Here is an 8,212-nt window from a genome sequence, read left to right as displayed (position 1 = left end):
ACTATGGAGAACTATGAAAAATATACTACATAGAAACCCCATTCCAGATATTGAATACCTAAAAAAGGAAGTGGTTAAATTATACTACGAATTAGTTGATGAAATATCTTTTGTCGAAAATTGGATAGATGAATATATTGTCAAAAAATAGGTATCATACTATAATATAAAAAATGAGAAATCAGTAAATAAAGCATTATTATGTTTTAATAAAGCTAAAATAAAAATATAATGAGAATTAGAGATTAAATAGAAAAATTTTCTATCAAACCTCTTGCCCATACAATAACTTTTATGTTATATAATACACATATGAATTTTCATTTTAATATAAATTTTAAGAAAAATAATACTTAAATATTAATTATTATAAACATGATATAGTAGTATTACTAACCTCTATGTGTTGTCGAACTACATATTTTAAGAGGAAAACTCTCCAAAAGATTCCTTATTGTTATTTTATTAATTATTATTAATTATAATTTTTAATATTACTTTACATACATTTTTATATGATTTATCATATATCAATTTTTCTATTAATAATAATATCTACTGATCATAGAATGGTTCTCTGTTGTTTATAGCATCTATGAATATTTTTTCTAATTCTTCATCTGTTGCATTGTTTCTAATTGGACCAATTATATCAATTAAGTTGTCATTTCTAAGAAGACAGGGCTTTATTTTCCCTTCAGGAGTTATTCTAAGTCTTGTGCAGTTTTCACAGAATTTAGTATTATCCATTGGACGAACTACTTCTATTTCACCATTATCAATGAAATATTTTTTTCTATCTTGCATAAAATTTCTTGTTTTGATTTTATGAGCTAATTTTTCAAGAGATTTTTCTATTGGTTCCATATCAACATGATATTCATTATTAAATGATTCATCACTACAATTTTCTGATTTTAATAGCTCTATTAGTTGTAATACAAAATTATATTCTTTACAGAAATTAAACATATCCATAATTTCATTATTATTAATATTTTTCATAACTACCATGTTAATTTTGATTGGATCAAGCCCTGCTTTATATCCTTCAAGTATTCCTGATTTTGCTTCTTTTAAAAAGTTTTTCGTAGTTATCTTCTTGTATGTTTTTGGATTAAGTGTATCAAAGCTCACATTTACACGATTTAATCCTGCATCTTTTAAATCCTGAGCATATTGGTTAAGTAAAATACCATTTGTTGTTATTGATATGTCTTTAAAGTTTAGTGTGCCTGTTTTTTTAATTATATCTACAATATCTTTTCTAATTAATGGTTCTCCTCCAGAATATCTTATTTTTGTAATTCCTATTTTTTTAGCTATTTTAAGAATCCTATATATTTCATCTGACGTCATTTCAAGATTTGAAGGTAGCATTCCATCATGATGACAATATAAACAATCAAGATTACATCTATTCGTTAGAGAAATTCTAAGAGATATAATGGGACGATCATAGTTATCTTTCATATTCATTTATAGACCACACTAAGTTAAACTTAAAACACCTTAAAACACTGATTTCGCAAAATGATAAAAAATCAGAAATTTTTATCTATATAATCTTTAAATCTTAAATTTAAAAAAATATAAAATTTACAAAATCTCATATATTCACTTTAATCAGAAATCAATATCCAAATATTAATTTAACACTGATTTCGAAAAAATAAAAAATTTTTTCAAAATCCGTTCTAATCTATAAAAACTGATTTAACTTCATATGATAGGATTTTGCAAAATTTTCTATTTTGCGAAATCAGTGTCTTAAAGTGTCTTAAAATATTATTTTTCTTTATTTTGTATTAATATTTCTATTTTATCAAAGTCATTTACCCCAAATTTCTTGGTTTTGAGTGTCTTTAACATTCCTATTATTGAATTTTTTAAGAATTGATTTACAAAATAATTTAAGCCAATTACCTTTTCATTAATAGCTAAATTAACTTCAAATTCATTTGGATCAATAGCTATTTCTCCTTTTGTTATTGCTTTTCCAATTGATTCTCCATCACTATAGCCACATTCATTAGTATAGAGAGTGTTAGTTATATCATGAGAATGTTTCTCTATATTATCAACAATATCTATTATATCATTATCATCTAAATTAAAAACATCTACTTGCTCTATAACATATTCATCATTTATTTCTGGTGAAGTGGATATTTTACTATAATTATAATTTTTAAATCCTTCAATTACAACAAAATCAGGTTCTTCAATTATTTTCATTAAGAATAGTAACCTTTCAAGTGGAATTTCTTTTTGAATATTGAAAAATGCAGTATCCCCCATTCCTACAACAAGTTTAGACCCTGCTTCTTTGTGTAAGTATGTATCTTTGCCTTTATGATCTATATCCATTTTATGATGAGAATGTTTTATACTTCCTACTTTAAAACCTCTGTTATTTAATTCTTCAATTACTTTTACAGTTAATGAAGTTTTTCCAGTATTCTTTTTCCCAACAATTGATATTATTCTAATTAGGATTCCTCCATATTTTAAGGTATATAAAAACATTTCTAATGTTTAAAGACTTACTTTTTGAAATAACCTTTGATTAAACTTTTTCTAAAAGTTTGTTTCATTTATATAAATCATATGTGTTCATTAATATTATTTAAATTATTGCTAAATGTTCATGATAAAAATGAATATTTATACACTGAATTGAGAAAATAAAAAATTTTCTCAATTCTCTCCAGAAGATGTTTAATCTGATTAAAATACACATGAAGAGATTTTGCAAAATTTTCTATTTTACGAAATCAGTGTATTAAATTATAATTTAGACGCTGATTTCGAAAAAATAAAAAATTTTTTCAAAATCCGTTCTAATCTATAAAAACTGATTTAACTTCATATGATAGGATTTTGCAAAATTTTCTATTTTGCGAAATCAGTGCATTAAATTTTTGTTTATGTTTAACCCCTTAAACCTTTATCTTGATAGTTTGATAGAGGTGAGAGTATGCTGTTGTCTTCAATACCACTGGTGTAGCCATAAATGGTTTTAATTTTGTCATTTATTACACCCCAAAAGTGGGCAACAGATATTTCAGAAGGACATACCTCTTCACATTGTCCACAGTTTGTACAGGAATCTGCCATATGCACTGCTCTTCCTAAATGGAATAATGGTGCAGCTGGTATTAAACCTTTTGTAATCCAATCTGGTCCTGATTCTAAAATACAATCTGAACAGTAACATATTGGACATGCTTCACGGCATCCGAAACATTTCATACATCTAGAGAATTCTTCGCTAAATTCATTGAATATTGAAAGAATATCTCCTTCTAAATCACCATAATCCCGATCTTTAGCTTTATTAGCTAATTTAACCATGGATTGATCTATTTTAGCTCTGATTTCTACTCCTTTTGGATTAGCTTCTTCAACATTAACTACTCCAGCAGAAACAATTTTATCAAGAATTTCAGCACCTTTTTCAGAGAACACCTCAACGAATGTTGCTTTTCCAGCTAAGGGTCCAATAACTCCCCAGTTACCTAAGGCAATATCAGCCATAGATGGAATATTGACTTCACATCTTTGACAGTTTGTTCTTCTTCCCCAACCTTCTTCTTCAAGTTCATCAATACTGATTTCTTTTTCTCCGTTAGTGGTTTCAATAATTAATTTACCTTTAGCTATTTCTTCTTTAACAACATCATCAGGATCTAAGTTAAAAACTTCATCAATCATAATACGAGTTTTGTTTGGTGGCATTGTACCTCCACAATTAACTCCTACCATTATTAAATTATCCTCTTGAACTCTTCCTTTTTTAATGAGTTCTCTTAAAGTCATAGCATCACATGGTTTACATGTTACAGCTATTTTAATATCTTTTAAACCATCAAGGTATCTTTCAACAACTTTAGCTAAATTTAAAGTACCACAATGAAGAGAACCAGCTGATTTTTCAATATCTCCTGAATCAGTTATAAGTGTAGGAACAGCATCATATAAATCAGCTGCTTTTTCAACAGCTAAAACTGCATCTACAACATTGTTATCGAGGAAATACTTCATTAAAGTAGTTACAGCTCCACCATATTCTCCTTTAGCAGCAATGTTATCATCAGCAGACCACATGTAACATACATCATTAACTTTTACTACCATTTAAATACACCCCAATTTCTCTATAACAACAGCACAAACTTTCAACTCAGCCATTTTAGATTTCGGATCTAATTCCCTAGAGGTGGTCAAAAAGTTTGCAGCACATTCAAAGAAATGCATTGGTATGTTAACTTCTCCTTCCACAATATCATCAGTTACTCTTGCAGGAATTTCAATTTCTCCTCTTCTTGATTTAACTTTAACTGTTTCTCTATTTATAATACCAAGGTTTTTAGCATCAACAGTATTGATTTCAACATACCCTGTAGGTAACTCTTTATCTAATGTTTTACATCTACGAGTCATACTTGCATGGTAATGGAATATAGTTCTTGTGGTAGTTAAAATAAGAGGATAGTCCTCGTCAGGTAATTCAGAAGGACCAATATAATCAGCAGGTTCAAATACACCTAATCCATCTGGGTGTGCAAATTTATCAATGTGCATTAAACCTTGACCTGGATGATCTTCAGTAGGACATGGCCAGTGTAAAGCTTCAGGTCTTTCTAACCTTTCTCTGTTCATTCCAGCATATTGAGGAGTAATCTTCCTCATTTCATCAAAAATTTCTTCAGCATTATTATATGTGAACTCCTCAGCAAATTTAGGGTCAATTCTTTCTGCAATTTCTTTCATTATTTGCCAATCATATTTAGCTTCACCTGGAGCATCAACAGCTTTTCTTACTAATTGTACTCTTCGCTCCCCATTGGTAAAGGTTCCTTCTTGTTCACCCCAACCAGCAGCAGGTAAAATAACATCAGCATATCTTGCAGTTTCTGACATGAATGTATCTTGAACTACTAAAAAGTCTAAATTTTCCATTGCTTCTATAACATGGTTAGTTTCAGGATCAGATAAAACAGGGTCTTCACCAGTGATATACATACATTTTACATCTCCACGAGCAGAAGCATGAATCATTTCAACAACAGTAAGACCTGGAGCACAATTATCTAAAGTACAGGACCAATTTTCTTCAACAGCTTTTTGTGCTGCAACTGAAACAACTTTTTGGTAACCTGGATAGTCTGTTGGGAGAGCTCCCATATCACAAGCACCTTGTACATTATTTTGTCCTCGCAGTGGATTAACACCAGATCCAACCTTACCAATATTACCTGTAAGCATAGCTAAGTTTGCATTAGCCATAACATTATCTGCACCATGTCTATGTTCTGTAATTCCTAATGAATATACGATAGCTGAATTTTCAGCTTTAGCATACATTAATGCAGCTTTTTTGATTTTTTCAGGATCTGCTTCAGTTATTTTTGCAACAGTATCTAAATCGTATTTTGATACAGTTTCTTTTAATTTTTGGTAATTTTTGGTTCTATTTTCAATGAACTCGTCATCTTGTAAACCTTCATCAATGATGATTTTCATTATACCATTTAATAAAGCAACATCTCCACCAGATTTAAAGTCAATGTATAAATCAGCTAGCTTAGCTGTTGGAGTATAACGTGGATCAAGCACAATAATTTTTGCACCGTTCTTTTTAGCTCTAATTACTCTTCTACCAAACAATGGGTGAGCTTCAAGATTATTTGACCCAATTATAAATATAACATCAGAACTTTCAATACTAATAAAGTCGTTTGTCATTGCTCCAGAACCAAAGGTTCTTGCGAGCCCTGCAACTGTAGGTCCGTGACAAATTCTTGCACAATGGTCTACATTGTGGGTACCAATAACAGCACGTGCAAATTTCTGTGTAATATAGATATTTTCATTTGGAGATCTAGCACATGCTAAGAATCCAACTTCCTCAGGTTTATAATTTTTAATTTTTGAAGCAATTAAGTCTAATGCCTCATCCCATTCAGCTTCTCTAAAGTTACTACCATCAGTTATTTTTGAGATAGGAACATCTACTATTGCAGCACCTTCGTAGTCTGCAGCAGCACCTACCCTAATTAATGGTTTAGTGAGTCTGTCATCTCTTTGAAAAAATTCGTGTGCGAAAGTCCCTTTAGGACATAATTTACCTTCATTAACTGGATGTCTTTTCCATGGTTCCACACCAACAACCTTGTTATCAACAACAACAAGGTTTAAACCACACCCAGTTCCACAATATGGGCATATTGTTGGAACATATTTCATTTCTACCATATAAATTCCCCTTTTAATGATTTAATACAATATATAAATTATAATTTAATTAAATATGTATCTTAGTCGATTAATTTAATTAATATAAATTAAAACTTCCGTATACTTCAATTAATATAGTAACATCTAAAACCAATGAAATTAATAAATTTAATAATTTTTAACTATTTTTAATTGAAAGACTAATTCAACCAAAAATCAAATTCAAGCTATACATTAAGTTTATGGTTTCTATTATAATAATAACTTTTTATAATTTTTTAATAAAGTGTTAGGATTTTATAATCCAATATTATTATTTTTATTTTATAACTTGTTAGTTAAGTTGATAATTTGATTAAAGTACTTAGAATATCTAGCACATTGTCTAATCGACAAAATAAAAAAAATAGCTAAATATAATATAGCTAAATATAATATGGCTAAATATAATATAACTAAATAATATAGCTAAATATAATATAGCTAAATATAATATAGCTAAATAGTATAATGTTATTAGTTCTTAAAAGACCCCTAAAATCTTAAAAGACCCAATAACATGAGTATTATTTAGGATTATATTTTTTGACCTCGCAGATAAGTGAACCAGTAAATAACTCCTACAAAAACGGCTCCACCAATAATGTTACCAATTGTAACAGGAATGATGTTACCAAGAGCTTGTACCCATGTAATATCACCAAGGAATATTCCTAATGGTATGAAAAACATGTTAGCTACACTGTGCTCAAATCCAATAGCTACAAAGGTCATGATTGGGAACCAGATACCTAATATTTTACCAATAACATCATCTGATGCTATAGCTAAATATACTGCAAGACATACAAGCCAATTACAACCTATACCTCTAAGTAATGCTTGACCCCAATCAAGTTTAACCTTAGCAGCAGCGACTTTAAGTGCACCAGCGGAAAATGCAGGATCTGCTGTGATTACACCAGACAAATATGCAAGAACAAATGCTACAAACAATGCACCTACAAAATTGAATACCCAACTTAAAACCCAATTCTTAGCAAGACCTGTACCACTTGATTTACCAGTTAAAACACCTACAGTCATGTACATGTTATTACCAGTAAAGAGTTCAGACCCACCTATTATAACGAGCATTAATCCTACAGGGAACACTCCACCGAAAAATAATTTAACAAGACCTGGCGGGAATCCAGCAGCTGCCATTCCTCCAGTTACAATTTCAGCAAGTAATCCTCCAAATGCAATATATGCACCAGCTAAGAAACTCAAAATAATTGTGTTTCCTATACTTGATTTTTCCTTAGTACCTGCAATACCTGCTATTGCTTTAGCAGTATCTGCAGGACTTTTAAAAGACGAACCCATTTAAACAACCTCTTTTTTATTAAATATGTAATTCATATTTAATAAAATTTTAATATGTAAAGTAATACTATCAGTTACTCAATTTTTAAAAGTTTGTAATCACATAGTATTAATTAGATATAATCAACAATCATATAAAAATAATTTATTATAATCAACAAAAAGCAAAAGTTATATAGATATTAAAACAAAAATATTAACTTACATGTTTAATCATGAAAAATACTATTTTTGAAAGTTCCTTAAAATGATTATAATTATTAAAAAATTATTAATTATTATTTAAATAATAAATGAATAGTGAAAAATATTCATTTTATAAGTAAACAATAGCTATTTTAATATTTATTAATCTTTACTAGTTAATTATCAATATTCAGATTTATAGATAGTAATACTATTTCTAAAGAGTTAAGCTATAAAATATGAAACAATTAAGTAAAATTAAAGTTTATATGGGACATCTATTCAGTTATACCATTATAAATTAAAATAATTTAGAAAAATAAGATTAAGAATTTATTTTTTATTACACAATTATTACTTTATATATACAATTTTCATAAATAGCTATTAAAAAAATATTAATTAAACAGTGAAC

The 8,212-nt window shown here is 28.6% G+C and carries 5 protein-coding genes; all 5 read right to left on the bottom strand.

Features of this window, described 5'->3' with window-relative positions:
- Positions 1-555 precede the first annotated feature (555 nt).
- Complete coding sequence (gene moaA / locus MBFIL_RS00945) at positions 556-1,479, bottom strand: GTP 3',8-cyclase MoaA (RefSeq protein ID WP_066970572.1); 924 nt, start codon at positions 1,477-1,479, stop codon at positions 556-558.
- Positions 1,480-1,788: 309 nt separating this feature from the next.
- Complete coding sequence (mobB, locus tag MBFIL_RS00940) at positions 1,789-2,529, bottom strand: molybdopterin-guanine dinucleotide biosynthesis protein B (protein ID WP_245637436.1); 741 nt, start codon at positions 2,527-2,529, stop codon at positions 1,789-1,791.
- Positions 2,530-2,934: 405 nt separating this feature from the next.
- The gene (locus tag MBFIL_RS00935) at positions 2,935-4,140 is read right to left on the bottom strand and encodes a Coenzyme F420 hydrogenase/dehydrogenase, beta subunit C-terminal domain (RefSeq protein ID WP_066970570.1); all 1,206 of its coding nucleotides are present in this window, start codon (positions 4,138-4,140) and stop codon (positions 2,935-2,937) included.
- Complete coding sequence (gene fdhF / locus MBFIL_RS00930; RefSeq protein ID WP_066970568.1) at positions 4,141-6,261, bottom strand: formate dehydrogenase subunit alpha; 2,121 nt, start codon at positions 6,259-6,261, stop codon at positions 4,141-4,143.
- 558 nt (positions 6,262-6,819) lie between these two features.
- Positions 6,820-7,611, bottom strand: a complete 792-nt coding sequence (locus MBFIL_RS00925; protein ID WP_066970566.1) for a formate/nitrite transporter family protein — start codon at positions 7,609-7,611, stop codon at positions 6,820-6,822.
- Between the last annotated feature and the right edge of the window lie 601 nt (positions 7,612-8,212).

Origin of the sequence: Methanobrevibacter filiformis, from assembly GCF_001639265.1 — an archaeon.
In the GTDB taxonomy this organism is placed as follows: Archaea; Methanobacteriota; Methanobacteria; order Methanobacteriales; family Methanobacteriaceae; genus Methanacia; species Methanacia filiformis.
This window is presented reverse-complemented; position numbering and strand designations above follow the sequence as displayed.